Source organism: Anaeromassilibacillus senegalensis (genome assembly GCF_001261775.1).
GTDB classification, from domain to species: Bacteria; Bacillota; Clostridia; order Oscillospirales; family Acutalibacteraceae; genus Anaeromassilibacillus; species Anaeromassilibacillus senegalensis.
In genome coordinates this window covers 127,693-154,654 of sequence record NZ_LN868537.1, presented here as the reverse complement: position 1 = coordinate 154,654, position 26,962 = coordinate 127,693, and the positions used below count along the sequence as shown (strand labels likewise).

The window sequence follows — 26,962 nt, the reverse complement described above, 5'->3', positions numbered from 1 at the left end:
TTTCAGCCAACCGTTACCACACAGTGCTGCTGGACCTTCTCGCCCGCCATCGTGGTATACACGCCGGTGCTCTGGCCCGGAGTGCCGACCGCCCAGACTCTGTAATAGTAGTCGTTGCCGACCTTCGCCACAAACTGGGTCTTCAGCACATTGCCGTTGCCCACGGTGAAATTCGGGGCCGCGCTGCTGCCGTTGACAACCGTCATCTTGAAGCAGTAGGCGCTGCCTCTCTTCAGGGTGAAGTTCGCTGTGGTATCGGAACGGACGGACTTCTGGCCCATCACGTTCTGTACCGCGTTGATTAACGGGTTGGGCACAGCAACTGCCGTTCCTGTACCGGAGGTATTGCCAACCGGCTTCTTGCCGCCGCTGTTGGACGGCTTATAGCTCGGCTTGTTGTCGGGTTTCGCAGGCTCTTCCGGTTTGTCCGCCAGAACCAGACCCGCGCGGGCCTTCTCTACCGTCGCGCAGACCGCCGTGATTTCCTCCGGGGTGGCGTTCTCGTCTTCGTAGACGCCCTGCGCGTTGTTTAATGCCGCACGCAGGATTGCGTAACTCGCCTCGGTGTAATCGTCCGGGTTGAGCGCTTCAGACTCGTCGATCAGGTCCTTCAGCACTTTCTTGTCCGGGATCATGCGCAGGTTCATCATCGCTTTGTACAGGGCGTCCGCTATTTCATCTACCTGCTTCTGGGTCGCATTCGCGTCCTCCAGAAGGGCTTCCGCCTGCGGGAACAGCTCGTTGAACTTGTCTTTTTCCGGGCCGTCCAGGTACTTGTCAATTTCAATCTCCTGTGCCTGCTGTACAAAGGCTCCCAGCACTTCCGTGTTTGCCTTGAACTCCAAGCGCAGGATCGCTTCTTGCAGATTCTTTGCCGCCTTTTCAACTTCCGCCTTCAGCGTCTCGCCCTCGTCGTTGTAGATTTCTTCCGCATAGGCGAGTGCTTCCGCGTAGCCTTCCAGGCTCTTCGGGGTGAAGTTGTCCAAGTCGAGCATGGCGGCATAGTCGAGCCAGTATTCCAGCTCGTCCTTGGTGCCCTCCTCAAAGGAGAGGTAATGCATCGCGTCGAGCAGTTCCTTCCAAGCTTCGTTTACTTCTTCCTGGGTGGCACCGTCGTCTTCATAGACGGCCTTTGCATTGTTGCGCGCCGCGATGAAGCGTTTGCTTACGGACTCAACCAGACCGGCAAGCTGCTCGTCGGTCACTTCGTTTGCCTTCTCCAGCAGGGTTTCCAGAATCCCCTTGCTTACGCTGGTGAACACAAAGCGCAGGGACGCCTTATCGTTCGGCATGGTAAAGGTGTAGGTGCAGCCGTCCGCCTCAAACGGGATGTCTTCGCCGTTGAGTTGCGCGCTTGCAAACGGGCCGTCTGCCGGGGTGAAGGTCAGGGTCAGCTTTGTGCCCGGCACCACCTTTGCGCCGAAGATGCCGTTGCCGTCGATCAGCACATCTGCCTCACCAGCAATTTCCACATCTGCCTGATTCGGGTTCCACTGTACATTCAGCAGCTGCGGATCCGCTTTAATTTCCTCATATGTAAGGAACTTTGCGTCTGCCCAGTTCGCGTGGTCTGCTGCATTGGAATCCACCCGGTCGATCTCCAGGCGCAGCTTTTTAACGCCGCGGATGTCCAGATCGATAAACTTGGCCGGTGTGCGATACTGCATCACGCCGCTGTCAAAGCGTGCGGTCGGCTCGTTATCCGCAAAGACGCGGAAGCGTACGGTAGAACGAGAATCGTTTTTATGATAGCTGATACCAACCCAGCTCTGGAAACGGTCGTAGCCTTTTCCTTCCAAATTGTAGACAATATAGCCTGTTTCATTTGCCGGAGCATGGGTGCCGAGACCTTTTTCAAAGCGCATTTCACTTTCGCCGTCAGCAGCAGTGACCGCCATCGGGTTGTTTTCATAAGAAATATCCTTGTAGACTTTGCCGCTATGCACCACCGCAGACTCATAGGCAAGATCACTTACATAATCCGCCAAAGCCATATTGCAGAAATTTACTTTATATACCAATGTTTCGGTGGACGTCTGGACGTGAATTTCCGTTGTGCCAGGCACCTTCTGTGCCGGTAAGACTTCAAAGGTAATTGGCATGCCATCCAGCACTTCTGCCGTGACTTCCGGAACCTCTGTTTGTCCCTCGGCAAGCGGCACAAAATATTCATACCGGGAAGATCTGAACTCCGGCAATTCCGTTCCATCCACAGAGATGGCCGCCAATCCCGGAACGCCCAGTTGTACAAACTTTGCATCCGCCCAGTTGGAGTGGTCGCCTGAATTGGCGCCGTTGGTATCCGCCTGCAGATGCAGCTCTTTGACACCCGCAACCGGGACGCTGATTGGCATAGACGTTACCGCTGCTCCATAGCCGACCGCCGGCGTCTCGTACAGCAGTCTTCCGTCACCGTATACACGGAAGATGACGTTGCCCATCTTCTCATCCAATTTTGCCGCGCTGACACCGACGGTGGCTTCAAAGACCTCAAAGCCCATGCCTTCGATATTGTAATAGATTTCCGACTGTGCGTGGGTTCCGACGCCATGCGCAAACGGAACATCCTCTCCGTTGATACGCAGAACGATCGAACCGCTGTAGGCCTTATTTTTTGCAATAAAATTGTTGTGAGCAGACGATTTTGACAGCCAGTCGAGGTTGTCCAGATAGGTGGAAGACATGACCTCCAGTCCATTCCGCTTGACCAGCCCCTGGATGGCCTTTTTGATCTGCTCCGCCGTCTGATCGATTTCTTCCTGGGATACCTGCTGTTCCTCCAGCAGACGCTCACCTTCATGCAGCGCATCCTTTAATACTTTCCAGCTCTCGCTGGTATAGTGCGCCTCTGTCAGAACGCTGGCGCTGCTGATCGCGTCGACCAACGCCTGTTTGGAGCGAAGACCCTCCTTTGCCCGCTGCAAAGCGGCTGTCGCCTGTTGATACTGCTCTGCCGACACATCCTCTGGAGCATTTAACAGCGCTTCCGCCTGCTGAATTGCCTGCGCCAGGACTGCCCAGGTATCAGAAGTGTAGTCGCCCTCATGTAACCCCTGCAACTGCCGGAGTACAGACTCCATGCGTTCACGGTCAACATTGTAAGCGGGCAGCGTTTTCAGATCCTCTTCCGTTGCCGGGGTCAGTTTCACCGCGTAGCCAAAGCCGTACTTCAGATCGCGCTCCAAAATAGACCTGCTGGTAACGAGATACTTGTTGTTCTCCAGCGTTTGCTTTCTCTTGGCATCGCTGTTCCAGCCGGCATATGCATCCGCATCTGCACCGTCCGCATAAATGTCCGCCACATAGGAGACGCCCTCGTCCAGGAAGGTCAACGGCACCTGCAGCGTCCGTTCAATCGCAGAGAGGCTGCCGACATACCAGTCTTTATTTTTGCTCTGTCTCGCATAGGTTGCATACTCGTACATCTTGCCTTCCAGATACAGGCTCTTATTCCAAGTTGTGGGCATGTTCTTCCAGAAGTCCATCTTGTCCTTATCCTGCTCCGGCACACTGTTCGGATTGGTATACCAGTACAGGACGTTCATACCGGTGCGGAACATCAGCGGGGACGCCAGCGCGTACGCCTTTGTCGCCTTGCCGGGCCAGCAATAGGTATGATCGGTCGGCCCCTGAATCGTGCGGGTAAACAGTGTTGCAATATCCTGCGGCACCTGCGGGTCCGTCTTGCCAATGCCCTCGTCACCCAGAATGCCTTCCGTACAGAACAGGTTCGGGAACGTGCGCTGCAAACCGGTCGGAACATATTCATCGTGAACGGTCATGATCAGCTTATGCCGCGCGGCGGCCGCTACGACTTCCTGCATATAGCTTTCGAATTCCTGTGCACGCACATGGACAAAACCGGGCTTTACACCCTTAACGCCCCATTTTTCAAAGTAGGTAAAGATTTCTTCCGCACCGTAACGGTTTCTGCCGCTGGAGTCGGGCAGATAGACGCCATTGACATACAGGATAATGCCGACGTCGTTATCGTTTGCGTAATCACAGATTGCCGGGATGTCCACGTCTGTCTGGAAGGTACCGGGGGTCCCCAGATCCTTATAAACATCGAAGCCCTTGCCGCGCGTATTGAACACGCCTTCCCCGGTATTGTTGTAACCGCCGGTCGTGCTGAAATACTGTTCCATCAGAATCTTGTCGCTCGGGTACTTATCCGGCTCCAAAGCAGCCGGGTCCAGACGCGGGTCGCAGTTGACGTCGAACTCCGGTCCGTACCAGCCGGTATCCAGCAGGACATATTTGATCCCGCGGTCCGCCGCCTGATCGACAATACTTTTAATTGCCGTGGTATTCATACCGCTCGCGGCGCGCAGGCAGGTGCCCGGGTCTACCCATTCGGAAAAACCGTAGGTTGTTTCATCGGGCGCTTCGTTCAGGTTTTCCACAATTGTGCTGTTCTGCGGCAGCTCGACCTCGCTGGCGCCGATGACAAAGGTGCGCCACGGCGTCGCCGTGGGGCTGTCCGCCTTCACCGTAATATCGGGGCCTCTTGTCGGCGCACTGGATGGGCGGCTGGGCTTATATGAGGTATAGCCTGCCTTGAGTGCTCTCGGCGTGGAGGCATCCTTGCGTAGAACCATCACTCCATAGTTGTCCAGGTTTGCCTCACAGATGGTCAGCGCAGCGCCGTCCGGATATTGCAGCGTCATGGGACGCTGGTATGTATGACTCGCGTTGAAACTGTTGACGGACATGCGGTTGGGAACCGTCTGATTCCCGCTGATGTGTGCATTTGCCATCGTCTCCGCCGGGAAAACAAATTGCGTATGCTCATCCGTGATCTGATAGGATTCCATGCCCTGCGGAACCTCCGGCAGCACATACCGGAACGCAACGCCGGTATCGTAAGCGCGCATTTCCAGTGTCAGGACGATTCCCTCATCATTGGTCAGTTCAAAAGACTTCTGATGATAATAATCGCGAATTTGTCCCTGTTCGCCTACAACGGGCTGCCAGATTTCATCCCCGGAGCTCTCCTCTGTATTGGTCAACGTAAAACCGCTGTTTAAATCCCCGATTGAGGTATTCAAACCCATCGCGGATTTTTCAACCAACTCTTTTCCCTGAAATTCTACGTTGTAAAACGGCTGCCCATTCTCCAGCCAGAAATGTGCCTCCAGATCTTTTTCCGGCGCCTGCACCTCGTGTGCATCGGCGGGCGCAAAGCGCTCCTCCGCCGCGGCTGCCGCCGGGTATATGCCGACCCCCGTCGCTACCAAAGACAGGGAAAGCAGCATTGCCAATACTCTCCTTTTCATGACGTCCTCCTAAATATCGTATTTAAACGGTAAGCGCTCCTTTTCACCTCCTGATTTTAAAGATCCTGATCAACCCGATTTTATCATAATAAACAAAAAATTTTATCATATATCAGAAATTATAAAAGTTACACCCATTTCTTTCATCCTGTTTTCAACATTATTCATCGACATCTTCGCATAACAAAACCTCCGCCCTGTCGAAACTTCAACAAGGCGGAGGTTTTTCCCGTAAAGCGATGCAGTTGAATTTCATTCAGCTGGCGGATTTCATGTGCAGGCGAAGACGGTCGCTGATCATGGCAATAAACTCGGAATTTGTGGGCTTGCCGCGGGTATTGTGGATCGTATACCCAAAATAGCTGTTCAGAATATCGACGTCGCCGCGGTCCCAAGCTACTTCTATCGCATGGCGGATGGCGCGTTCCACACGTGAACTGGTGGTCTCATACCGCTTTGCAACGCTGGGATACAGCTGCTTGGTTACCGCGTTAATGATATCCGGCGTCTCAATTGCCATAATAATGGAATCACGCAGGTAGTGGTATCCTTTGATGTGTGCCGGAACACCGATCTGGTGTAAAATTTCCGTGACCTGAATTTCCAAAGAAGGCTCGTTCGCGCTGCTCCTGGCATTTGTGGAAAGCTGGCTTTCCTCTTCCATGCCTGCGAGCTGCACAATGCGCTCCGCCAGTTCCAGTGCCTGGAACGGCTGCACCGTAAAATACGCTGCCCCAGAAGACATCACTTCCCTTTCAAGGGTAGGACTGGTAAAATTGGAAATAATAATGAACATCGGCTTCTGGGATCCCAGCTTTTCCGCCGCATGCATCACACCGATCCCGTCCAACTGCGGCATGAACAAATCGGCAAGAACTACATTGGGATGCAGCTCTTCGATCTTTTCCATCAGTTTCATACCATCTTTGGGAACGTACGTCACATTCATACCGCATTCTTCCAAAACTCGACCGTATTCCTTTTGAAATTCCACACTGTCGTTTGATACTACTACATTTAATCGCTTTTCCATACTAAGTCCCCCTAATTGTAGATTCATTATGTCGCTATCATACCATATATTGGAAAATATGGCAATAGCTTTTGAAAAAATAATTTTTCTAATTAAGGGGAAAAATATTTCAGAACATCAAAATTACGCACTTTGTCTTTGCAACGTCTCTTCCACCGTTTGGCAAACCCCCAGCATATTCTCTGCAAAAATGCCGTATCCGCGCGTCGGGTCGTTGACAAATACGTGCGTGACCGCACCGATTAACTTGCCGTTTTGAATGATCGGGCTGCCGCTCATGCCCTGCACAATACCGCCTGTTTCGTTCAGCAATTCCGGGTCGGTGATCTTCAGAATCATATTCTTGCTGCTTTCCGTATCGTGATAATTGATGTTTTCAATGGAAGCATTGTAATATTTTGCCTCTCCACCGTCTATGGTCGCTAAAATCTGAACAGGGCCGGTTTTCACCTCCTGCTTCATCGCGACGCAAACTGTATCGCCAACCAATCCCTGTTCCTGGGCGCTGCCGTCCTTCAGCTGGCCGTAAACGCCCTGGTCACTGTTGGCATACAGTGTTCCCATTGGTACATCCGTATTAAAATAGCCTCTTAATTCTCCGGGTGCGCCTTTTTTCCCTTTGACCACGCCATTGATTGTAACCGGTACAATTTCTCCGTTGCGCAGAGGCATCAATTCCGTGGTGTCCGTATCGCAGATTCCATGTCCCAACCCCGCAAAGGAATTGGTGGCAGGATCATAAAACGTCAATGTTCCGATTCCGGCGGTGCTGTCACGCACCCAAAGCCCGGCTTTGTAGGAGCCGTCCAATTTGGAGCGTACCGGAACAAGCGTTGCCGTCTGGGACTCATGTTCCCGCTGAAAAGAAATCTGCAGCGGCTGCCCCGCGCTTTCTTCCACTGCTTTGGCGACCTCTTCATTCCGGTTAACCGCATGTCCGTTCACTTCCGTAATGATATCACCCGTTTTCAGCCCGGCAACCGCCGCCGGATTGACTGTTGCCGTCTCTCCTTGGATATCCGCCACGCCAACAACCATTACGCCGTTTGTAAACATTTTAATACCAAACGGCCTGCCGCAAAGTACCACATTTGTTTCTTCCATCACCTTTACCTGCACTGTCTTGATTGGGATGGAATGAAACAGCATCAGTTCCGCCCGATAATTTTCAGGAGCTGTGGACGTACCCGCACAAACTTCCCCTCCGTCCTGCAAACCGCGCAGAGAAACCATCCCGGAATTCCATTCCAGAGAATTTCCCCGTGTTACGCTGTATTGGTCCGGCGTAAAATACCGTGCGACGCCGGCAGAAGTGGTTACAACCGCGGCGGCCGTAATCACAGCGGCTACCGCAGCCTTTGTGCGGGTTTTCCATCTTTTCTTTTCCGTATCCAATCACTCACCTCCTTTTGCCTTTTTCCGGTGCCATAAACAGGAAGACACATTTGCGATACAACGCTGTTTATGAACCGGCATTTGTTACTTTGCCACGATGGCAGGAGGTTTATGATGTCAAAATTCCGTTATACTGCCGCTAACTGGGAGTGCAACGGCGGCGGAGCGCTTTCTTGGGACAAAACTGGCGCACATTGGATGCGGCATTAAAAAAAGGAAAACCGCTTTTTCTGTAAACACTGCACAGGTTCTGGAAACTCTTTTTCCGTACAGTGAATGCATTCCAAAGCGGTTTTTAAATGTAAATTTTAAAGAAGCTTTACCGTAAAAACAAACGATTTGTCTGCGCCGGGCTGCAACAGATTGAGATGGCGCTTGTGCGTAAAGACGTTATCTTCATTCGCTGCAGTGGCACAGCCTGCCCAAGGCTCCAGCGCCACAAACGGCGCGTCTCCCTGCGCCGACCAAATGCCCAGCATTGGATAGCCGGAAAAATCCATCTCCACGCCGCGCCCGGAAATACGGCTGCATACGCGGACCTTTTTAGAAACCAGCGCATCGAAAACCAGCGCATCGTTTACGAAAAGGTCATGACGCAACGGAATTTCCATCTGGTTGTCCAGAATCTTTTTGCGTTTGTTAAAATCAATCAGCCCTGTCTGCAAATCGATTGTTGGGCAGAAAGCTGTCTCTTTTGCTTCAAATATTATACTGTATTCTTCAAACGTTTCTCCCTGCATCACCGGGCAAAAATAGGCAGGATGCCCGCCGATCCCGAAGGGCAGCTCTTCCGCGCCGATGTTGCTTACATAAAATTCCGTCGCAAGCCCGGATTCTGCCAAACGGTAGGTCACACGCAGCTCAAACGAAAAGGGGTATTGCTTCTTCGTCTCTTCCGAATCCCGCAGGGAAAACGTGACAAAATCCTTTCCCGAATCCAGAACCGCGTGCTCCAGATTGCGCGCAAAACCGTGCCGTTTCATGGAGAAGGGCTTTCCCTTCATGATGGTTTCCCCATTGCGTACCGCGCCGACCGTCGGAAATAACACGGGCGCACGCCCGCTCCAGAAAGCCGGATCACCCTGCCAGAGGTATTCGACGCCCTCCGCATTTTTATGGCTCATCAGCTGCGCGCCAAGCGATTCCACCTCCGCGCTTCCCCATTCATTTTGAATCCTGATCCGCATAATAAACCTCCCTCTTCTGTATTTGATTGCTTCCATTGTATCATCTTCCGGACCGCTGCGCAACGGAAAAAGGACCTCCGGTCAGGACGCTCACTTGAGGCCAAAGCCTCGCGTGACGCTCTAAACGATTCAGAAAAGTGGAAAAACGCGTTTTGCTCTACGCCACAATCAAAACAGGGATTGTTTTACAAAGCCCCCATCATTCCTCATCTTGCCGATATAATACGCAAAACGCGCATTGTCATACCGCCAGTTTTATCATTGCAATTCTCTTTTTGCCTTCCGCTTTTTATAAATTACAATCGCGAGGTACAACAGAAGAAAACCCGCCAAAACTGCCACCAGGGTCGCCGTTTCCCCGGGGCCTCCCATCTTAACCTCCGCCCAGAGCTTGTCCAGCAGAATACTTGTCTCTTCCGGCAGACTGACAAACACCTCAGAATTGTCCAGAATTTCCTTTGGCGGATAGAAAATGGGATTCTCCACCGTTTCTTCCGGGAGCAGTTCTTTCGCCGCTGTTTCCGGCGTCGAATAGCCGATGTAGTCCACATTGGCCGCCGCAATTTCCGGGTCGCAAAGGAAATTAATGTACTCCTCCGCCTCTTTTTTGTGCTTCGCCCCCTTGGGAATGCAGAGCGCATCTACAAAAAAGTTGGTTCCCTCTTTGGTGGGAATTGCAAATCCGATGTCCGGATTATCGTCCACCAGAGTGGCAGCGTCGCCCGCGTAGTAGGGCGCCAGCCATGCGTCCCCGCTTGCCATCTTGTCAAAAATCTGGTCCATGACATATGCCTGTATCAGCGGTTTTTGTTCCTTCAAAAGCGCCGCAGCGTCTTCCCACTCCTTTTCATTGGTCGAGTTAAAGGAATAGTCCAGACGCTTCTGCGCAATACCGAAGGAATCGCGGGGATTGTCAAACATCAGAATTTTTCCGGCGTAGTCCGGGTCCCAGAGGATGCTCCAGCTGTCCACCGTCTCTTTGACGTAATTCTTATTGTAAAAAATACCGACAACGCCCCAGGTGTACGGCACGGAATAGGCGTTGGTCGGGTCGTAATTCGGATTGCGGTATTGCTCGTCGATATACTGGAAATTGGGAATGTTATCAAAATCCAGCTCTTCCAGATAGCCCTCCTGCAACAACTTGGAGACCATGTAGTCCGAAGGAACAATGACGTCGTAATTGGCCCCGCCGCCGGCCAGCTTGGAATAGAGGGATTCATTGGTATCAAAGGTCGTATAATTGACGTCAATTCCCGTACGCCGGGTAAACTCCGCGTTAACGTCCAGCGTATCGTCAACGCCGTTGGAAATATACTCGCCCCAGTTATAGACGTTAATAGTCACGCCGCGTTTGGGGGCCGCTTCTTCCGGTGTTTCTTCCGACGCCATGGCGGATACCGGCATTCCCAAAATCAGAACAGCCGCAGCCAGCAGAGCTGCTGCCCGTTTTTTCAGCGTCACGACTCCACCGCCTTTCCTTCTTCCAGGCGCTTCTCCCTCGACTGCCGCAGATTGATAATCAGGAGCAGCAGAAGCACCGCGGCAAAGAGCAGAGTGGAAAGCGCGTTAATCTCCGGACTGATGCGCTTCCTCGTCATGGAGTAGATGTAGATCGGCAGCGTCTGCGTCGTGCCGCTGGTAAAATAGCTGATGATAAAGTCATCGATGGACAGCGTGAACGCCATAATCATGCCGGTGATGATTCCCGGGGAAATCTCCGGCAGCACGACTTTAAAGAACGCGCGCAGCGGATTACAGCCCAGGTCCTGTGCCGCCTCGTACAAATGGGAATCCATTTGTCGCAGCTTTGGCAGCACCGACAGAATGACATAGGGTAAACAGAACGTGATATGCGCCAGGACCAGGGATACCATCCCCAAGGATAAACCGCCCATTTTCTGCGCGACAAAGACAAACAGCAGCATCAGAGAAACACCGGTTACGATCTCCGGATTGACCATCGGCAGGTTTGTCAGATTCATCATCATGCGCCTGGCCAGCTTGTTGTTAATGCCGTTGATACCGATTGCCGCGATCGTCCCCAAAATGGTGGCGACAACCGCCGCTACAACGGCGATAATCAGGGTGTTTTTCAGCGCTTCCATGATCATCCGGTCTTCAAACAGGCGGGTATACCATTTCAGTGAAAAGCCCGACCAGACCGAACGGCTCATGGTATTGGAATCGTTAAAGGAAAAAATGATCAATACAAAAATTGGCGCGTACAGGAACAGGAAGACCAGAGCCGTGTACACCTTGGAAATCGTTTTCATATCATCAGTCCTCCCCCGCGCTCTTCGCCGTCGTCAAACTGGTTCATAATGCCCATGCAAATTAAAATCAAGACCATCAGCACCAGAGAGATGGCGGAGCCCAAATTGGGATTGTAGGCGCTCCCCAGAAACTGCATATCGATGAGGTCGCCGATCAGCAGATTTGCACCGCCGCCCAGCATTTTGGATATGATAAACGTGCTGACGGCAGGAACGAACACCATGGTGATGCCGGAAATCACGCCCGGCATACTGAGCGGAAGAATCACCTTTCGAAACACGCGGCCCTGGTTGGCGCCCAGGTCCTGTGCCGCCTCGATCACGGAATGGTCCATCTTGGCCAAAACGGAATAAAGCGGCAGGATCATGTAGGGAATGTAGTTATAAACCATTCCCAACACCACCGCGCCCGCGGTATTGATCATATGAAATTTGGGGAATCCCAGAGAGGCAATCACCGTATTGATAATGCCGTTGTCCTCAAGTAGGGTCATCCATGCATAGGTACGCAGCAAGAAGTTCATCCACATCGGCAGCATGACCAGCATGATCAAAACGCTTTGCGCACGCATACCGGAACGCGAGATGATATATGCCAGCGGATAACCGACTAAAAGGCTGATCGCCGTGGCAATCGCTCCCAGCCAGATGGAACGCAAAAACACATTGGAATACTGTCCGACCGCGGCGATGTTGGAAAGCGTAAAATTGCCGCTTTTATCGGTAAACGCAAAAATAACAACCAGAATCATCGGAACCACGATGAAAATAGAAACCCAGATGCCATAGGGCACCGAAGCAGTTTTAGACTTCATCCTCTTCTTCGGCCTCCCTTTGCTCCGAGGCCTGAATGTCCTCGTCCATTTCGTCGCTGAACGTGCTGTAATCGCCGAACATACCGGAATATTCCGACTTCTTCATGATATGGATATCGTCCGGCTGCAGCACCAGGCCGATCTTTTTCCCCTCTTCCTGATAGTCCGTGGACTGGATCATCCATTTAAAGCCCTTGACATCCACAATAATTTCGTAATGCACGCCCTTGAAGGTAACACTGGTGACCATTCCGGACAGCAAACTCTGTTCCGGCTCCACCACATCGATGTCTTCCGGACGGATGACGACGTCCACCGGTTCCTTGGGAGAAAATCCTTTATCCACACATTTGAATTTCTGCCCAGCAAACTCCACCAGGTAATCCTCGTGCATAACACCGTCCAGGATGTTGCTTTCGCCGATAAAATCCGCGACAAAGGCGTTTTTGGGCTCGTTGTAGATATCCTGCGGTGTCCCAATCTGCTGGATTTCGCCCTTATCCATGACGACGACCGTATCCGACATGGAAAGCGCTTCCTCCTGATCGTGTGTGACGAAAATGAAGGTGATGCCAGTCTGCTGCTGAATCTTTTTCAGCTCCACCTGCATATCCTTGCGCAGCTTCAGGTCCAGCGCGCCCAGTGGCTCGTCCAACAGCAGGACCTTCGGGTGGTTCGCCAGCGCGCGGGCAATTGCCACACGCTGCTGCTGGCCGCCGGAAAGCAGATTGACATTGCGGCGCGCAAAGCCGTTCAGGTTCACCATGTTGAGCAAATCATGAACGGTTTGCTTGATCTCCTTTTCGGATTTGCCATGCACCCGCATGCCAAACGCCACATTCTCGTAAACATTCAGATGCGGAAACAACGCATACTTCTGGAAGATTGTGTTGACTTCCCTCTTGTGCGGCGGCAGATCGTTGATTTTTTTGCCATTGAAAAAAACATCGCCACTGTCCGGTTTGACAAAGCCGCCCACAATCCGCAGGGTTGTGGTCTTTCCACAGCCGGAAGGCCCAAGCAGCGTGACAAACTCCCCGCCCCTGATACTGAGGTTAAAGTCCTTCAGCACAGACTCTCCGTCAAACGAAACCGCGATGTTTTTCAGTTCAATGATTGGTTTTTCTCCCATTTTAATGTGCATCCCCTTTGCGGTTAAAATAGTTACGTTATAGCCAGGCAGATTCTGCCTGTGGTTAAAACGCAATCCCAGCCATGCCGTTGCCATTGCCCTCCGCAAAGGATTTTTCACAATCAAAGCTGACTGCGGCAATGAAGCAAAGCCGAATATATAGTTAGATGCAAACGCAACGAATCTAATATAGTAGGTAAATCGTGATTTGTCAATATTTTATTCCATTTTTCTGCAAAAAACCCGTATTTTTTCAATCTACCCTTCCAATACATCAAATTTTCTCTGATTTTCTTTTGTATTCTCTTTGATTTACCGTTTCAATTCTAAACGTATTGTGAACATTGTAACAAATCGATTTCCGCACTTTCCTCTTATAAAACCCGCACACCACAGAAAATCCACAGGGCAAAATGGCCCTGTGGATTCTATTCTTTCAACCTGTAAATCTGTATATACAAACTTTTCAATTATCATTGTTTGCCCTTGACTCCAGCGATAAATTCCTCCACCGTGCGGGGCAGTGACGCAAGCCCCAAGGCTTTACCCACCTGGTACAAAATAGGTTGTTCCAAATTGCACTTTTGTAAAAGCGCTTGATCTGCAAATACGTTTTTCGTGGATGCGTCCGCCACCAGACGGCCTGCATGGAATACCAACACGCGCTCCGCCCAACGCCAGGCAAAATCCACATGATGCGTCGCCACCACCAATGCCAGTCCCTTTGCGTTGAGCATGTTCAGCGTCTGCTCCAGACGCTTTGTGTTGGCCGGATCAAGACTGGAGGTCGGCTCGTCCAGCAGCAGCATCTCCGGCTCCATAGCCAGCACGTCGGCAATGGAAACGCGCTTCTTTTCTCCGCCGGAGAGATACTGCGGCGCACGGTCCCGCAGTGATTCCAGCCGCAGCATGTCAATCGACTGATCGACACGACGCCGTACATCGGCTTCTTCCAACAAAAGGTTCATCGGGCCAAAGCTGATTTCCTCTTCTACGGTACCTGCCAGAAGCTGCTCGTCGGGGTCCTGGAAAACCAATCCCACGCCGCGGCGCAAACGGTTTAATTCCTTTTCCTTCTTTCCTACAGCAGAACCAGAAAAAAGAATGCGCCCCTTTTGAGGACATAAAACGCCGTTGGCAAGCAGAAAAAAAGTGGATTTTCCGGCTCCGTTGTTGCCAAGAACCGCTATTTTTTCTCCCTCATGAATGGACACAGACACATCAGAAAGAGCGTCCTGCCCCTTTTCGTAGGCATACGAAACATGGTCAAAACAAATGATTTCACGCATAACTTCACCCCTTCAATCGATTAAAGCAACCAACACAGCTGTTCCCACAAGAAGCACGCCAAACAAAACAGCGCCAAAGATTGTGACCGGCTTTTTCTTCGATAAGAACCGAATTTCGCCCGTATAACAGCGGCTCTCCATTGCATCAAAACAGGCGCCGGCTTTTTTAAAACTGCTGGCCAGCAAATTTCCATACAGGCAGCCCATCGTCCGCATACTTTGCCGCAGGCTGCCAAACCCCAACCGGCTGGCTGCCGCATCCCTGCGATTTCGGTAAGTGGACAAAAGGATAAATATGTATCGGTATATAAGGATCGCCAATTCGATCACCACAGATGGTACATGCGCTTTGCGCAAGACCGCAAGGATTTCCGGCATGGGCGTGGAAAGACTGAGAAAATAAAGGCAGCTCACAGCGCCGAGCGACCGCGCCAGTACAAGCCGCGCGGAAGCTTGCGCTGCCGCCGTCATCGTGAGATATCCGCCAAAACAGGGAATATTCCATATTCCGATCGGCATATGGGAAAAATCCCACAGGAGAGCAAGTCCACTGAGCAGTAAAAAAACGGCCAGTAAACGGAACAATGAAACATACGCATGCAAAGATGTTCCGCCCACTCCCGTGCTCAGCGCCGCCAATATCACAAACAACACCACAGGCGGCCACAGGCTTTGAGAACAGACACATAAAACCAACAGCAAAAGGGTTCCCCAAACCTTCAAAGCGGCATTTTCCGCAGCAAATCGGGAACGCCGGGCCAGCATATCAATGGTCAAAACATCATTGTGATCGTGGCGCCCAAACACAAGAAAAATGATTCCGGTTGCAAGGCTGACCGCAATCTGCGCGGCAAAAGGGACCGCCCCCTGCATAAGGCACCACATAACAAATGTGGACAGAATTGCAGTGATCACAACTTTCATCTCCTCTAAAACATAAATCATATGACACGGGTTCTGGCTTTACTTTTCAATTTTTGTATCGCCAAATCACATGGAAATGGATCTTTTCACTTTTCAATATTCAAAGAAAGCATCTTAGCTGATGCAAATTTTCATAATAAAAAAATAAAAGCTCTGATCCCCAGCATTGATGCGGGTTTCAGAGCTTTCAGTTGGTGCGCGAGACGAGACTTGAAAAGTGATTCCGTCCACTCACGCTCCCAACCGGACTGCTAAAACCCGCTATTTCATGCGGTTTTTTCGTGCCTTACATTCTATCACTACTCTCGTTTTTGTGCAATATTTGCTTGCAATAATGACCAAACAATGACCAAAACCGCGCACTATCAGTTTACATAATTTACCGGTTAAAATAGCCCCCGCAATATGATATGATTTTAACAAACTATCATATTGCGGGGGCGTTTTGCTTATGTGGCTATTGATCACCGGTCCATCCGATGATAATAATCCATATAGAGATAATATAAGAAATGCATATTTTAAATATCGAAAAGTAGCTCTTCACGCTGCGTTTGAGGTGCTTCATAACCAAGACGATGCCGAAGAGGTTATGCAGGAGACTTTCACCCGCATCATTCAATGCTCAGAAAAGCCATTTCACGACGGCTGGACTGAGGACAGCCTCAGAGGATTCATCTACCGAGTAGCGCAGCATTTGGCACTGGACCGGGCGAAGCATAAATCAGTTGCACGTGAGACCTTTCTTGACGATTCTAGCACAATTGAATCAAAGGACGGGGAATTAGCGCGCGTAGAGCTTAGCGAGGCCGGCGAAATAGGCGTCAAAGCTTTGCAGTTGCTGTCACATGAGGCACAAACCATTGTTGGCTTGTACATATATCGTGAACTTACCGTTTCTGAAATAGCCACTGTCCTGAACAAAAGTGTTTGGGCTGTTGACAAGGCGCTATCCCGAGCGCTGAAGCGAATGAAAAAATATATGGACTCACATCATATTGACCTTGACGACTATGTGGGGAGGTAAAAGTGGCTACGACAAATAAACAGATAAATGACTTTTACCGGTCGTTTGAGGATGAGCTGACACGGGCCTATGTTGCCGGCATACCGTCCGTTTCGGAGTTGGATGCCCTATACCCCACCACTCCTGAGCTGGATGCAAAAATGTGGAATACGATCTACAACGATTCGATCGCATCCGCGTATAAGCGAAAGCGCTTGAGCAAGCGTATCGCCATTGCCTTTATTGCTGCTCTGCTCGCTGCTTTAATCGCTGCTATGACCGTTACAGCGGTCCGTGAGGCTATCATCAAATATTATGACGGTCTGTATTTCAGCATCTCAGACTTGCAGGAGCCGATAGATTCCAGCATTGATAAAAATGAAATATTTAATAAAAATATGACTGTAAAGGACATTTACGTCCCGTACGAACTCCCTCACGGATACATGCCTACCCTGTACGGTCCATTAAATCGGGAGCCTGGGGAAGCGTTTGAGATAGAATACCGATCTCAGACAAAGCGCATGATTTTCAAACAGCGGGCCGGGGTCGTCGATGAGGCAACACTCAGCACACCGATCATTGTCGACGGGCAAACATATTATTATGCCGATGATGTACCGGATCCGAAATACCCTTGTGAGTTGATGTGGCAGGCTGATGGCATTATATTCAGTATTGGCGGCGACTTAGAAGCGTCCGAGATGATCGAAATGGCGAAGAGCGTCGCACTGAAATAATTATAAAAAAGTGGCTCATCAAATCATGAGAACATTTTTGTTCTCGCGGCTTGACTAAATATTATCTAAGCCTGCGGTCGAATTGCAGTTTCTTTCCTGGGCGTTGATTCGGGGATATACTCAATTTCTGCGGGTCTAACATGAAAAGAAGAACTACTGTATTTCTCATTTCCTTCATCATAAGAGTATATATATTTTACATTTCCACATAACAAAGTGCGCACTCGAGGATAACCTTCCGGAGCTTGTTCAAAGATATATAATTGATCACAAATTTCTTCTTGCAAACCAGGGCTAAAAAGATTAATTAAAGAATATAAGTAATCTCCGTTTATTTTTGCATCTTCCTCTCCTTCACTAAATAGGCTGAGCTCTAGACTTTCTATACAACCTGTACCATCCTGTCCTTCCAAATCATACTTATGATCATCTGGGCTTCTCCTTTTAATATAAATACACCAAGTTTCTCCATTATCCGTCAATGAAGCACTTGTATCTGAAGAACTTAGAATTTCTAATCCCTCATAACCTTTTTTCTCAATAGAATCATTGAACGCATCCTTAAAATCATCCACTTGCAAAACAAAATATTCATTATATTCGCCTCTTGCTGTTTCGTATCCATTTATTATTTCCAGCGGCGGCTGACTTTCCGTTACAGGTTGGCTCTCCTCTGTGGACTGACTTTCTGTTACAGCGCTACTTGTCTTCGATTGTTGGTTTTCTGTTATAGGCTGACTTTCCGTTATAGATTGATTACAACCACAAAGTGAAAATAATAAAAGGCTAAGAACCATTGATACAAATCGCTTTTTCATAAATTTTCCCCTTTAATATTTTTTAATTATTATAAATCATTGTAAAAAATATGTTTTATTTTGGTGAAAATTTTTCTCATTTTTGTATTAAAATATTAGAATTAAGAAAGTGCAGCTATCCATTACGGACGGCTGCACTTTCATTTTATGATCACTTTAAAACTCGCTCAGGAGCTTCCCCGCAATCTTCTCACCCAGCAACGCACGGCCCAGATCATTGGGATGCGTGCCGTCGCCAACGGGGAAATAATATGCCCGGTTGATCTTGTTAATGCCCAGTGTGTGGTACAGGTCTACCGCCGGCGTCTTGTAATACGCCGCCACTTGCAGAAGCCCATCGCCAAACTCATAAAGGTGCTTGCCGCCGGTAAATGTCTTTTCGTCGCTGTCTGTTTGCGTGTCATCCCAGTAGCGGTAGATCGGCGTCAGCAGCATTATTTTAAGATTGGGGTAGGCCGTCCAGAGTTTTTCTAGGGCGTACCGCGCGGCTCCCAGATATGTGGTGGTATCCTTAGGATCCTCTACGTTATCCAGCGCAACGCCGCCCTGAACGTCGTTGGTGCCGTACATAATTGTGACATAGTCCACTTTTGTCCAGTCGATGGATTTCAATAATGCCACACGCTCCGCCGCATAGCTGCCGGTGTGTCCAACCGCGGCCTCCTGCGGCGTGTAGTCTCCGGAAGTGATGGCCTCCGCAAGCTGATACATGCAAAACGCGTCATAATATCGATCCGGATGATATGACATCCGGCAGCCTTCCATTCCCAAGTTGTGGACCGTCATGCCGGTAAGCCGGGCAATAATGGACGGATAATCTGCGGGCGGCTTGAACATCCCTGTGATACTGTCGCCCATGCAGACCAGCGTCTTCCCCTGCAGACGGCTGACCGGAAGACTGACGTTTCCCTCATCGTCCGGCTCCTGGCCGTTGATTGTGAAGACCTTGGATTTCGCTTCGGTATAATATACGGAGCAGGCTGGGTCCGCCGTATAATTCAAGCCGTCTGTGTATTCCAGAAAGACTTTCTCGCCCGTAAATGTACCGGCGTCGCTGTATATCGCAGCATGTCCACTCTCCGCGTCCGCGTAGTTGATATACAAATCCTTGAAACGCACGCTGTATCCATTTACCAGCTGCGAGATTTCTTTTCCTGCGTAATATTCCAGGATCACATCCGGCGTTGTCGCAGTAAACTCCCAGGAATTCAATCTGGCATGATCAACCTCCGTGGTATTGATAATTGTTTCGCCCTTTGAGCCACCCACCGCACTGGCCAGAAGGAAACGGCCAAAATACATGCCTGTCGTGGTCGAATCCGGCGTAAGGCCTGTTGTATCGATGTACAGTTTATAGGCTTTGCTCACCTCCAGCCCAACAAACATCATGGACCAGAAGACTTGATACCACCCGCTGGGCTTATTATTTACAATGCTGACAGTAAACTCATAAACACCATTCACATAGTTCTCCGACAGCCAATGCATTGTCCGGCCCGCGCTGTCCATATCCTTCACGGTATCGGAGTACAGCCGGTAACTGCACTCTGTGGAGGATACCATTTTCACCCCGCTGATGGACGGACCTGATACCCGGCAGGGCGTCGTTCCAAAGAAGTTCCATTCGGCATTGCCACTGGCCGGAATCCCGGTGTCACTCAGTTCCCCCGTTGTACTGTTCCATGTGTACCAGTTGCCGTTCTCGCCGATCTGCGGCGAACAGAGCGCAGCCTTAGCGGCGCGGTCCGCGTCCGCCTCCACCGCTTCCTTGACGTCCAGAATCCGCAGCTCATATTCCGCAAATTCCGATGGTAACGGAGACGGAACCACATCCGGAGCGTTGATACTTGGACTGACGGACAACGTGAGCTGCGCGGACTTTTTCACACGACCGTCTTCATGCGTAGCCCGCAGCTGGATCGTGATGCTCCCGGCGGCAGCAATGTACTCACGTTTGATCAGAACTGACAGGACCATATTACCGGCTTCTTCTGTTTTCTCCACGGCCCATATGTTCTTCTTACCTGGCTGGGATACATCCAACACGATATCCCAGTCCATAAACTCCGTGCCAAGCTTTTGGATTTGCAGGGTGCAGACCTCGTTTTCTCCTACATATCCAAGCGAGGTGCTTCCCCCGCTCTTTGATGTAAACGTCCAGTCTTCGTTTAAAACAATCATGGCATCACCCTCACGCTGTTTTCAGATAGAGCAGCCGGAATGTTTCTCTACCTTTCGGTGTGACAAGCGTCTGTGTACCGCTCCACTGCGTTTTTTCATTCGTACACTCCTTGACCTCAAACAGACCGGAATCCACATGAGGCTGATAAGGAAGCAGCTTTCCTTTCTTGTCCCGATAGACGTATTTTTTTCCCAGTAGGAAGGCCACAAAAACCTTGGGACCGACTCCAAGTTCCTTGGCGGTCTCACGGAAATTGGTGAGAAGGTTTCTATCAACCAGTTCATCAAAGTATTCTGCTTTGGGCTTCATAATCGTATTGTCCACGGTGAGTGCAGAAATCCGGGCTTCTCGCTCTGCCAGGGTCTTTTGCGCCACCATGAGAGCCTTTGCCATCAATTCCTCGGGGGAAAGTTCATTTTGCCCTGTGATATATCCACCGGTACGGCGGATGCTGGGAATCACTTCATCAAAAATCCAACGCTCAAAATCATCCGCGCTGGGAAGTTCACTTTTCGCCGCAAGGCGGTAGATGTCACCTTCGGGAATAAATTTTGCATCCTGTTCTCCGCCGTTGGTAGGGAGGCGGCGAATTACCGCCCCCTTGCAGTGAGCCGCAATAGCGTCTTTTGGCACTTTGTAACCGAGAGCCTTTGCGACGTCGTTTCCACAAAATAAGATTTTCCCATCGTCTTCGATGGTACGTACTTGCCCAAAAACGGGATTATTAAAAATCTGTAATTCATTCATTATTAATCACCTCATAAATTTGATGATGTAATAGGTATTAAGCCGCCCATACTCGCTGCTGTCTTGTCCATTACTGCTCAACGGATTTCAGCTTCCGGTGCTTGCTTTCAGGAGCACGCCCATCTAAATTCTGTTTTCATAGTCCGCAGCGTCCGGCGGTCAATTCCCGTTCCTTTTGCTGTGACTATATTATAAAGCATACGATTGATAATGTCAAGCGTTTGTTTTAATTATTTGCTTAATTTTTTTAATTTTCTGCTTGTTATAGTCAACTATATAGTTTATAATAATATTAGGAGGTGAGAGGGTGACAGTTGAGCAACAAATAAATATGGCCTTATCCTATAAAAGGATTAGTCAATCGGAACTTGCGCGAAAAATTGGGACTACACCACAAAATCTTAATCAGAAAATAAAAAGAAACACTTTAACCAAAGAGGAGTTAGAGCAAATCGCATCTGTTCTAGGCGCAGCTTATGTTGCGAATTTTGTTTTTCCAGATGGAACAAAAATTTAGAGATAAGGCGGAGGAGTGATCCCCCGCCTTTTTCTTTTATTCCACTTTGCCCTCGTCTTCTCCGCCGGCAAGCTTATCCCCCGCTGCGTCCACACTGCCCTTACAGGCCGCAATGATCCTGGCCAGGAATGCCGGGACGGGCGCGCCCAGCTTGCCGGCATTCTCCACGATCGACCCCAGTTCTGTGAGGATGTACCATGCCAGGACCACGGGGCACAGCAGCACGGAGTAGTCCCACGGCAGGACAACCGCCGGAATGTTGTTGACAACCAAACCGATCATCCAGTCGGCCAGCGCTGCGGCAACCACCGCGACCATGGCTCCTGTCTTATGCCAAATACCATCCCGTGCAACCGCGCTGCTCCACTCCCCCGCTCGGCAGGCCGCTGCAGAGCCTGTTATGTAATCCATTACCATACAGGCGGCCCAAGCGACGACAAGCCACCCAAACCAGCCCAGCCAGGCGGATAAGGCGGCGCAAGCCGCTGTGATGGTTGCTTTGATTCCAATCACAATATGTTCGTTCATAATTATGTACCCTTTCTCATTCTACAATTTTAAACTCAAACCGGAGCACGCCGTCCGCCTCACCCTGATCCGGAAGGCGCGTGTAAATCCCAGTGCTCTCTCCGGGTCTGCCGATCGCGACGATGTTCGCCCGCCAACCACCGGCGTGAGGAAAGGGCGGACAGACCGTCACAACACCGGCGGTACCGGGATAGATCACAGGCTTGTCCTTGCACTGCATGGCTACAGTGTAGCAGTCTCCGTGCCTTCGTACGACATCTATGGTGGTATCAATCCCGAGGCCCATTAAGCCCCGCACACGCTGCCGCATGGCTTCATATGCCTCCGGATGATCAACATAGTATTTCGGGCAGCACTTCCCCGTCACATCGTAATGCCTGATGATGTCGCGCAGCGGATCAAGCTTGTACCTCTTGCAGAGATCCGCGCATAGGACGACCATTGACCGTTCCGCCGCCGCTGTGAACTTGCCGTCTGCTGCCGGGTGGCAGCACTCGATGCTAATGCTGTACGGATTGGCCTGGTTGGTCGCGTAGCTGATCTCTGTCTCCGGGATGCACTGGATTACCTCACCGTCAAGACCGATTATGTAGTGCGAGCTGGCATAGATGAGTTGACCGGCTTTGTTGCGCTTGCCTGTTTTAAGGCTCTCGAAATAATCCCTGTTGGCCTGCATTGTGGTCCCCGGATTGCCGACGTAATGCACAGCTATCTTGGTCACCTTACCGAGCTTCGTTCCCGGTCGGCTGTAGGGATTGATCGTGAGCAGGTCTTTTACAATATTCATTCTGTGGGCACCTCCGTCCACTGTGTCGGCGGCTCCCACACGTTGGCATCCACGTCGCTGGTCCAGTGCTTACCGTTGTGACTGACTTTGGCACCTTTGGCGTAGGCGTCCGTGCTGCCGGTCGGCTGCCTCCACTCCGGCCACTCAATCGCCGGATCGTCGATGCGCACCCAGAGCGACGGGGCCGCGTCCGGAGACCAGCTGACCTGCGACGTGTGGGCCGTCAGACAGCGATAGAGCAGGCCGCCGTACTGTACACGGTCTCCGATGGTGTAATCGTGGCTGTCGCTGATCCACACAGGGAATAAGGTCGGATGCTGGATTGCCAGCGCGTCCGGTGCGAAGGCACTCATAGCCTCAATGCCGGCACGGATAGCCGGGGCTTCCTCTGCCGGGTTGTCAGGGTTTACCCCAAACACTGTTACAATTGCTTCGGCCTGTTCTGCAACCTTCGCGCGGAGCTGTGCTTCGGTTGCGGGTATGTCCTGCGCCATAACGATGCTGATTTGACCGGCCTCATAAACTGATCGGACAAATACTATGTATCCTTCAATCGGTGTTCCGTTATCTATTTGCATGGTTTGGGTTTTCTCTCGATCGGTAAATACTTCACGCAGTTTTGTGTCTTGGTGCTTCGTAGCATCAAAAGCAAGGCAGATAGCTGCACGACGCTGGTTATTGATATACTCGGTTGCTTCCCGCGCTCCTTCTAACGTCAAACTTGTATTATCTGTAAGTCGTAAATTCATTTATTCTATCTCCTATTCAAGCCAAATATTTTTTACAGTTATTTCAACCCATTTGCCAGAAATGCCACAATATACACCAACTCCTATTGGCATTCCGCCTACTGTAGATTTTAATTCTTCAATCACAATTCCCTTTATATCAACGTGTAAAACTCCTGAAAAACTATAGAGTCCCATTGACTTTTGATATGTTCTAAACTTGGAAGATTTGTCCTCAAACTGAGTCGGATTAAGGCCAACCCATCCATATGCAGAATCCGAATTTACCTTATCATAATAATAAATGAACACATCAAAGCATATTCTTTTTTTGTTTTTTAATAAGTTAAAAAGATACTCTTTTTGTATGTCTCCGCTGTTTGAACCATTTTTAAGCGTGATGTATGTATATCCTGGGTAGCTGCCGCTTGCATTTCCACGTTGCGCATGTATTTTAATTCCTTCGTCAGTTTTTATAACACTTGATTGGTATCCACCTTCTGTAGACATATAACCAGATACTATGTCAGCGTTCCATTCTCCGTTTTGCATCAGATACACTTCATTTTGATACACCAATCGGTTCACCCCATCGGCCCCAGTATGCCAAGCCTCAGCTACTTCGCGGGTGACATTGTCAGACGTAGTAACAGTGATTGGACTCATTTCGCGAATCACTTTTGAGCTATCCGGTATATAGATCGGCACCTTTACACCCCCTCATATACAAACGTGATGCGCCCGGTAGGGGCGCTGGTTGGCGCGGTATCTGATACCGCGAAGGTAAAGCCGTTGACACTATTCGCATTTCCTCCGTTCACGGAAATATTTTTGGTTCCATCAAAAGCAACACCGTTAATTGTCCGCGCCGTTGCCAGCTTTGTCGCAGATACTGCCGTAGCCGTTTTGTCCAGCTTGTTATTCCATGCTGTTTTGTTTGCCGCTGTCACATGGATGTTGGCATCATTCACATGCTCTGTGAAGGGACCTGTAAACTGGGACAGATCCTCGAAGTCAGTCATATCCAGCGTGTACAATCCCTGGCAAATACCGCACAGCGCCGCGTCGTAGCGTTCGTCTGTCACCGTCTCCACCCGGAGGGCATTAGCGGGAATGTACAGCCTCGCCAAGGAAATATCGTATACGTTGTTGTTCCGCAGCAGTTCCGGCGGCTGTGGTGCAGCAGTCGCCTGCCCCTGCAGAATCCTGACCGTAATGCTCCGAGCCTCCACACTCAGATCCAGCCTAAGGATTACCCGGTCAATGCGTGCGAATGACGTGCTGGCCGCAGGGACTGCAAGCTCCTTGGCCGCTTCCGTCAACCAGTAGGGACGCCCCTCCACTACCGCTTTTCCAGGCAGTACCGAGACCGCAAGTTTATCCTCGCTTTTCAGCACCTTCAGGCTGTCTCCGCCGTTGACCACGCCCGTCGAATAAAATACCTTCATGAATTGCGCAAAGTCAGCGGACGAATACAGCCGCTCGTCGTTTTCCGTGGAATCAAAGAACATCGATTTCTCAGGCATAAAACCCCTCCTATCTTACCGTATTTTTGAGGCTGCGAATCACGCGCCCCAGATGTTTTGGCGCCTCTCCGAAGGTAACATCCACACCATAGCTCCCGGCCTCGTACCGCTCCGTGACCTGCGCAACACGCATGTCCATGGCAACGCCAAGGGCACGGTCCAGTACAGTCACAAGGTCACCCAGGTCCCAATGCTGGCGATATAAAAAAGAGCCTCCCTGCGTCAATGTCGCAGTTAAGCTCTCCGTCAACGGATAATCCAGCAGTTTGTGTTTGCCCTCTTCCTCCAGGCTCATGGCAGTATCGCTCCCGACAATCTCCAGCGTGCCGCAGTCGATGAAGGTTTCAAAGCGGGCCAGGCCTTCCGGTTCTACGGCGTCGTTCGTCACCTTGAGCACCGTGCGGCTCGCCCCCTCTCCCGCGCCGCCGGCATATGCCAAATTGCGGTGGCCGGATACATCCCGCAGGTAGGATAGCGATTCCGCGCTCTCGAACTCCAGCGAGAAGATCACCGCGCTGTTTGTAGACTGCTGGTCGGTACGATCCACGCCGGGGAGGGTATCGAACACCAGCTGCCCCGCGTCCAGATCAGCGCGGATTTCCCAGCCCATGTCCGTGTATTCCCCCACGGCCTGTAGCACCTCATTGAGCGGTTCAAAACGGCTCATCCAGACAGTCTTCATGCCGCGGCCCAGATCAGGCGCAAGAACAAGACCTGGAATCTTGCGCTTTGCGTCCAGAGGACTTGTCAAATGCCGGGCGGCATAGGTCTTGAGGATAGTTTCTGCGGCAACCGGATCCGGCGTCTGTCCTACGACGGCCAGAGCGGGAACCACGTCGTAGCCTCCGTTTGTCTCCCCCTCCAGCGGGAGAGTCGTGCGCTGTGCTGCAAGCCCGTTCAACGTTTGGCCTTTTACCGTGACCGTCGTGCCGCCTTCGCCGTCGTCCTGCTGTACTGACCGGATGATACCTGCGCGCTGGCCATCGGCTTCCAGTAGGATCAGGTTTCCTTCCGTCAAAACAGAACGATCGAGATTTCCAAAAAGGTGGAACTCGAATTCTCCCACACCCTGCCAGACGCGCGTATATTGCAGCGAGGTGTAGGCGTCGAATTCCGCCAGCAGCTCCAGCGAGGGCGACAAGACGCGAATACTTGGTATCTTCATTCTTACACCCCCGCATACAGCTCGCGGAACCGTACTGTCACGCGGGTCTGCTCCGCCTCGTTCTCACTTTCATACCGCAGCTCGTTGACACCTGGACGCAGCTGCAAGAACGTCGAGTGCAGGTCCACATACTGGAACGCGTCCTCCGGATCCTGCCCCGGCTTTGTGAGTTTCACGCTCTTTGCACCGCGCTTGGTGTTGATCTCCAATATCTCACCCTCTGCGAGCGACCGCCGGACCTGCAGCCGCTCCCCGGTGGTTTGGTTGACAACGGTCGGATTGGTGGCCGGACCCTGAATGACGATCTCCACCGGCGCGGGTACGGACCCGGCATTGTTCAGGACGGTCTGTTTTTGCAGCGCAGCGAATGAGATGGCGGGCCGGAACCGGAACGGAAACTTGAACCCGCCGTTGATATATGCCATGAATCCGCTCTGCGTGACAGTATCTTCCCAGTACGGCGACGGGCACAAAAAGATGAGCTCCGCCCGGTTGTAGTTCTGGATGCGGTCCGTGTACCGCGGGGAAGATTTCGGGAACGCCTCGATACGCTTGACCGTGTAATCGTTCGTGTAGTAGAGCATCCCCGGAGTCTGCCCGGGTGTCAGCATCTTGTTCAACTCAAAGCGCTTCCGGTACATGTCCCTGCGATCGTCGCCGTCAACGTGGATGTAACAGGTGACCTCCCGGCTCTCCGCGCGGATACCGTGGACAAACATGCCGTCCACCCCTGGCACGTTGGACGAGATCACCGTCGTTTCCGGGCCGCCGGTCCCCGTCACGCTGCCGATGATGTACGGCGGTGTCAACGAAAACTCCACGCAGGTGTCCGGCAGCTCGATATTTCCACCCGGCGGCACGTAAACAATCCTTTGCATTCAATCCCTC

The 26,962-nt window shown here is 51.1% G+C and carries 23 protein-coding genes; 3 read left to right on the top strand and 20 right to left on the bottom strand.

Features of this window, described 5'->3' with window-relative positions; all coding sequences use genetic code 11:
• Nucleotides 1–2: 2 nt before the first annotated feature.
• From BN2106_RS06350 to cbiQ, 10 genes are all read right to left on the bottom strand, one after another.
• A complete protein-coding gene (locus BN2106_RS06350) occupies nucleotides 3–5,279 on the bottom strand; it encodes an NPCBM/NEW2 domain-containing protein (RefSeq protein WP_082236400.1) in 5,277 nt (1,758 codons plus the stop codon).
• Between the two features lie 256 nt (nucleotides 5,280–5,535).
• Entirely contained in the window at nucleotides 5,536–6,312 is a 777-nt protein-coding gene (spo0A, locus tag BN2106_RS06345) for a sporulation transcription factor Spo0A (protein WP_050697750.1), read from the bottom strand.
• 123 nt (nucleotides 6,313–6,435) lie between these two features.
• Nucleotides 6,436–7,707 (bottom strand): SpoIVB peptidase, encoded by a 1,272-nt coding sequence (spoIVB, locus tag BN2106_RS06340; protein ID WP_050697749.1) that lies wholly within the window; start codon nucleotides 7,705–7,707, stop codon nucleotides 6,436–6,438.
• A gap of 308 nt (nucleotides 7,708–8,015) precedes the next feature.
• Nucleotides 8,016–8,894: an aldose 1-epimerase family protein gene (locus BN2106_RS06335; protein WP_050697748.1), complete on the bottom strand. Its 879-nt coding sequence runs from the start codon at nucleotides 8,892–8,894 to the stop codon at nucleotides 8,016–8,018.
• 258 nt (nucleotides 8,895–9,152) lie between these two features.
• The gene (locus BN2106_RS06330; RefSeq protein WP_242846262.1) at nucleotides 9,153–10,358 is read right to left on the bottom strand and encodes an ABC transporter substrate-binding protein; all 1,206 of its coding nucleotides are present in this window, start codon (nucleotides 10,356–10,358) and stop codon (nucleotides 9,153–9,155) included.
• Nucleotides 10,355–11,170, bottom strand: coding sequence for an ABC transporter permease (locus BN2106_RS06325; RefSeq protein WP_050697747.1), 816 nt, complete (start codon nucleotides 11,168–11,170; stop codon nucleotides 10,355–10,357). The genes BN2106_RS06330 and BN2106_RS06325 overlap by 4 nt, the downstream gene beginning before the upstream one ends.
• Nucleotides 11,167–11,985, bottom strand: coding sequence for an ABC transporter permease (locus tag BN2106_RS06320; RefSeq protein ID WP_050697746.1), 819 nt, complete (start codon nucleotides 11,983–11,985; stop codon nucleotides 11,167–11,169). Before BN2106_RS06320 ends, BN2106_RS06325 begins: the two co-directional genes overlap by 4 nt.
• Nucleotides 11,975–13,117 (bottom strand): spermidine/putrescine ABC transporter ATP-binding protein, encoded by a 1,143-nt coding sequence (potA, locus tag BN2106_RS06315; RefSeq protein WP_050698438.1) that lies wholly within the window; start codon nucleotides 13,115–13,117, stop codon nucleotides 11,975–11,977. Before potA ends, BN2106_RS06320 begins: the two co-directional genes overlap by 11 nt.
• Nucleotides 13,118–13,590: 473 nt before the next feature.
• Nucleotides 13,591–14,406: an energy-coupling factor ABC transporter ATP-binding protein gene (locus BN2106_RS06310; RefSeq protein ID WP_050697745.1), complete on the bottom strand. Its 816-nt coding sequence runs from the start codon at nucleotides 14,404–14,406 to the stop codon at nucleotides 13,591–13,593.
• Nucleotides 14,407–14,418: 12 nt separating this feature from the next.
• Nucleotides 14,419–15,321 carry a cobalt ECF transporter T component CbiQ gene (gene cbiQ, locus BN2106_RS06305; protein ID WP_050697744.1) on the bottom strand — a complete coding sequence of 301 codons (903 nt, stop codon included), beginning with the start codon at nucleotides 15,319–15,321 and terminating at the stop codon, nucleotides 14,419–14,421.
• 460 nt (nucleotides 15,322–15,781) lie between these two features.
• Here cbiQ and BN2106_RS06300 point away from each other — a divergent pair, with 460 nt between their 5' ends.
• Both BN2106_RS06300 and BN2106_RS06295 read left to right on the top strand, forming a co-directional pair.
• The gene (locus BN2106_RS06300) at nucleotides 15,782–16,357 is read left to right on the top strand and encodes an RNA polymerase sigma factor (RefSeq protein ID WP_050697743.1); all 576 of its coding nucleotides are present in this window, start codon (nucleotides 15,782–15,784) and stop codon (nucleotides 16,355–16,357) included.
• A gap of 2 nt (nucleotides 16,358–16,359) precedes the next feature.
• The gene (locus tag BN2106_RS06295; RefSeq protein WP_050697742.1) at nucleotides 16,360–17,076 is read left to right on the top strand and encodes a DUF4367 domain-containing protein; all 717 of its coding nucleotides are present in this window, start codon (nucleotides 16,360–16,362) and stop codon (nucleotides 17,074–17,076) included.
• 65 nt (nucleotides 17,077–17,141) lie between these two features.
• On the opposite strand, the gene BN2106_RS06290 is transcribed toward BN2106_RS06295, so the two are convergent.
• The 3 genes from BN2106_RS06290 to BN2106_RS06280 form a co-directional block, all read right to left on the bottom strand.
• Nucleotides 17,142–17,894, bottom strand: a complete 753-nt coding sequence (locus tag BN2106_RS06290; RefSeq protein WP_050697741.1) for a hypothetical protein — start codon at nucleotides 17,892–17,894, stop codon at nucleotides 17,142–17,144.
• Nucleotides 17,895–18,050: 156 nt separating this feature from the next.
• Nucleotides 18,051–20,075: an SGNH/GDSL hydrolase family protein gene (locus tag BN2106_RS06285; protein ID WP_050697740.1), complete on the bottom strand. Its 2,025-nt coding sequence runs from the start codon at nucleotides 20,073–20,075 to the stop codon at nucleotides 18,051–18,053.
• 10 nt (nucleotides 20,076–20,085) lie between these two features.
• The gene (locus BN2106_RS06280; RefSeq protein ID WP_050697739.1) at nucleotides 20,086–20,823 is read right to left on the bottom strand and encodes a phage antirepressor KilAC domain-containing protein; all 738 of its coding nucleotides are present in this window, start codon (nucleotides 20,821–20,823) and stop codon (nucleotides 20,086–20,088) included.
• Nucleotides 20,824–21,130: 307 nt separating this feature from the next.
• Between BN2106_RS06280 and BN2106_RS06275 the strand changes: the two genes are divergently transcribed.
• Nucleotides 21,131–21,340 (top strand): helix-turn-helix domain-containing protein, encoded by a 210-nt coding sequence (locus tag BN2106_RS06275; protein ID WP_407921740.1) that lies wholly within the window; start codon nucleotides 21,131–21,133, stop codon nucleotides 21,338–21,340.
• Between the two features lie 36 nt (nucleotides 21,341–21,376).
• Here BN2106_RS06275 and BN2106_RS06270 read toward each other — a convergent pair whose 3' ends face one another.
• The 7 genes from BN2106_RS06270 to BN2106_RS06240 are packed head-to-tail and all read right to left on the bottom strand — an operon-like array spanning nucleotide 21,377 to nucleotide 26,952.
• A complete protein-coding gene (locus BN2106_RS06270; RefSeq protein WP_050697738.1) occupies nucleotides 21,377–21,868 on the bottom strand; it encodes a phage holin family protein in 492 nt (163 codons plus the stop codon).
• Nucleotides 21,869–21,884: 16 nt separating this feature from the next.
• A complete protein-coding gene (locus BN2106_RS06265; protein ID WP_050697737.1) occupies nucleotides 21,885–22,655 on the bottom strand; it encodes a peptidoglycan recognition protein family protein in 771 nt (256 codons plus the stop codon).
• Nucleotides 22,652–23,404, bottom strand: a complete 753-nt coding sequence (locus BN2106_RS06260) for a carbohydrate-binding protein (protein WP_050697736.1) — start codon at nucleotides 23,402–23,404, stop codon at nucleotides 22,652–22,654. Before BN2106_RS06260 ends, BN2106_RS06265 begins: the two co-directional genes overlap by 4 nt.
• Before the next feature lie 12 nt (nucleotides 23,405–23,416).
• On the bottom strand, nucleotides 23,417–24,091 hold the full coding sequence (locus BN2106_RS06255; RefSeq protein ID WP_050697735.1) for a hypothetical protein: 675 nt from the start codon (nucleotides 24,089–24,091) through the stop codon (nucleotides 23,417–23,419).
• A 2-nt stretch (nucleotides 24,092–24,093) separates the two neighbouring features.
• Nucleotides 24,094–24,909 carry a hypothetical protein gene (locus tag BN2106_RS16600; RefSeq protein WP_050697734.1) on the bottom strand — a complete coding sequence of 272 codons (816 nt, stop codon included), beginning with the start codon at nucleotides 24,907–24,909 and terminating at the stop codon, nucleotides 24,094–24,096.
• 10 nt (nucleotides 24,910–24,919) lie between these two features.
• Nucleotides 24,920–26,074, bottom strand: a complete 1,155-nt coding sequence (locus BN2106_RS06245; protein WP_050697733.1) for a siphovirus ReqiPepy6 Gp37-like family protein — start codon at nucleotides 26,072–26,074, stop codon at nucleotides 24,920–24,922.
• 2 nt (nucleotides 26,075–26,076) lie between these two features.
• A complete protein-coding gene (locus tag BN2106_RS06240) occupies nucleotides 26,077–26,952 on the bottom strand; it encodes a phage tail family protein (protein WP_050697732.1) in 876 nt (291 codons plus the stop codon).
• Nucleotides 26,953–26,962 lie beyond the last annotated feature (10 nt).

What these genes read in the sequence shown, in the direction of transcription:
- BN2106_RS16600 (WP_050697734.1), bottom strand. Translation starts at nt 24,909, where the DNA reads ATGCCTGAGAAATCGATGTTCTTTGATTCCACGGAAAACGACGAGCGG.
- BN2106_RS06300 (WP_050697743.1), top strand. Translation starts at nt 15,782, where the DNA reads ATGTGGCTATTGATCACCGGTCCATCCGATGATAATAATCCATATAGA.
- BN2106_RS06350 (WP_082236400.1), bottom strand. Translation starts at nt 5,279, where the DNA reads ATGAAAAGGAGAGTATTGGCAATGCTGCTTTCCCTGTCTTTGGTAGCG.
- BN2106_RS06310 (WP_050697745.1), bottom strand. Translation starts at nt 14,406, where the DNA reads ATGCGTGAAATCATTTGTTTTGACCATGTTTCGTATGCCTACGAAAAG.
- BN2106_RS06325 (WP_050697747.1), bottom strand. Translation starts at nt 11,170, where the DNA reads ATGAAAACGATTTCCAAGGTGTACACGGCTCTGGTCTTCCTGTTCCTG.
- BN2106_RS06240 (WP_050697732.1), bottom strand. Translation starts at nt 26,952, where the DNA reads ATGCAAAGGATTGTTTACGTGCCGCCGGGTGGAAATATCGAGCTGCCG.
- BN2106_RS06320 (WP_050697746.1), bottom strand. Translation starts at nt 11,985, where the DNA reads ATGAAGTCTAAAACTGCTTCGGTGCCCTATGGCATCTGGGTTTCTATT.
- BN2106_RS06335 (WP_050697748.1), bottom strand. Translation starts at nt 8,894, where the DNA reads ATGCGGATCAGGATTCAAAATGAATGGGGAAGCGCGGAGGTGGAATCG.
- BN2106_RS06285 (WP_050697740.1), bottom strand. Translation starts at nt 20,075, where the DNA reads ATGATTGTTTTAAACGAAGACTGGACGTTTACATCAAAGAGCGGGGGA.
- BN2106_RS06280 (WP_050697739.1), bottom strand. Translation starts at nt 20,823, where the DNA reads ATGAATGAATTACAGATTTTTAATAATCCCGTTTTTGGGCAAGTACGT.
- potA (WP_050698438.1), bottom strand. Translation starts at nt 13,117, where the DNA reads ATGGGAGAAAAACCAATCATTGAACTGAAAAACATCGCGGTTTCGTTT.
- BN2106_RS06245 (WP_050697733.1), bottom strand. Translation starts at nt 26,074, where the DNA reads ATGAAGATACCAAGTATTCGCGTCTTGTCGCCCTCGCTGGAGCTGCTG.
- BN2106_RS06260 (WP_050697736.1), bottom strand. Translation starts at nt 23,404, where the DNA reads ATGAATTTACGACTTACAGATAATACAAGTTTGACGTTAGAAGGAGCG.
- BN2106_RS06265 (WP_050697737.1), bottom strand. Translation starts at nt 22,655, where the DNA reads ATGAATATTGTAAAAGACCTGCTCACGATCAATCCCTACAGCCGACCG.
- spo0A (WP_050697750.1), bottom strand. Translation starts at nt 6,312, where the DNA reads ATGGAAAAGCGATTAAATGTAGTAGTATCAAACGACAGTGTGGAATTT.
- BN2106_RS06290 (WP_050697741.1), bottom strand. Translation starts at nt 17,894, where the DNA reads ATGAAAAAGCGATTTGTATCAATGGTTCTTAGCCTTTTATTATTTTCA.
- BN2106_RS06270 (WP_050697738.1), bottom strand. Translation starts at nt 21,868, where the DNA reads ATGAACGAACATATTGTGATTGGAATCAAAGCAACCATCACAGCGGCT.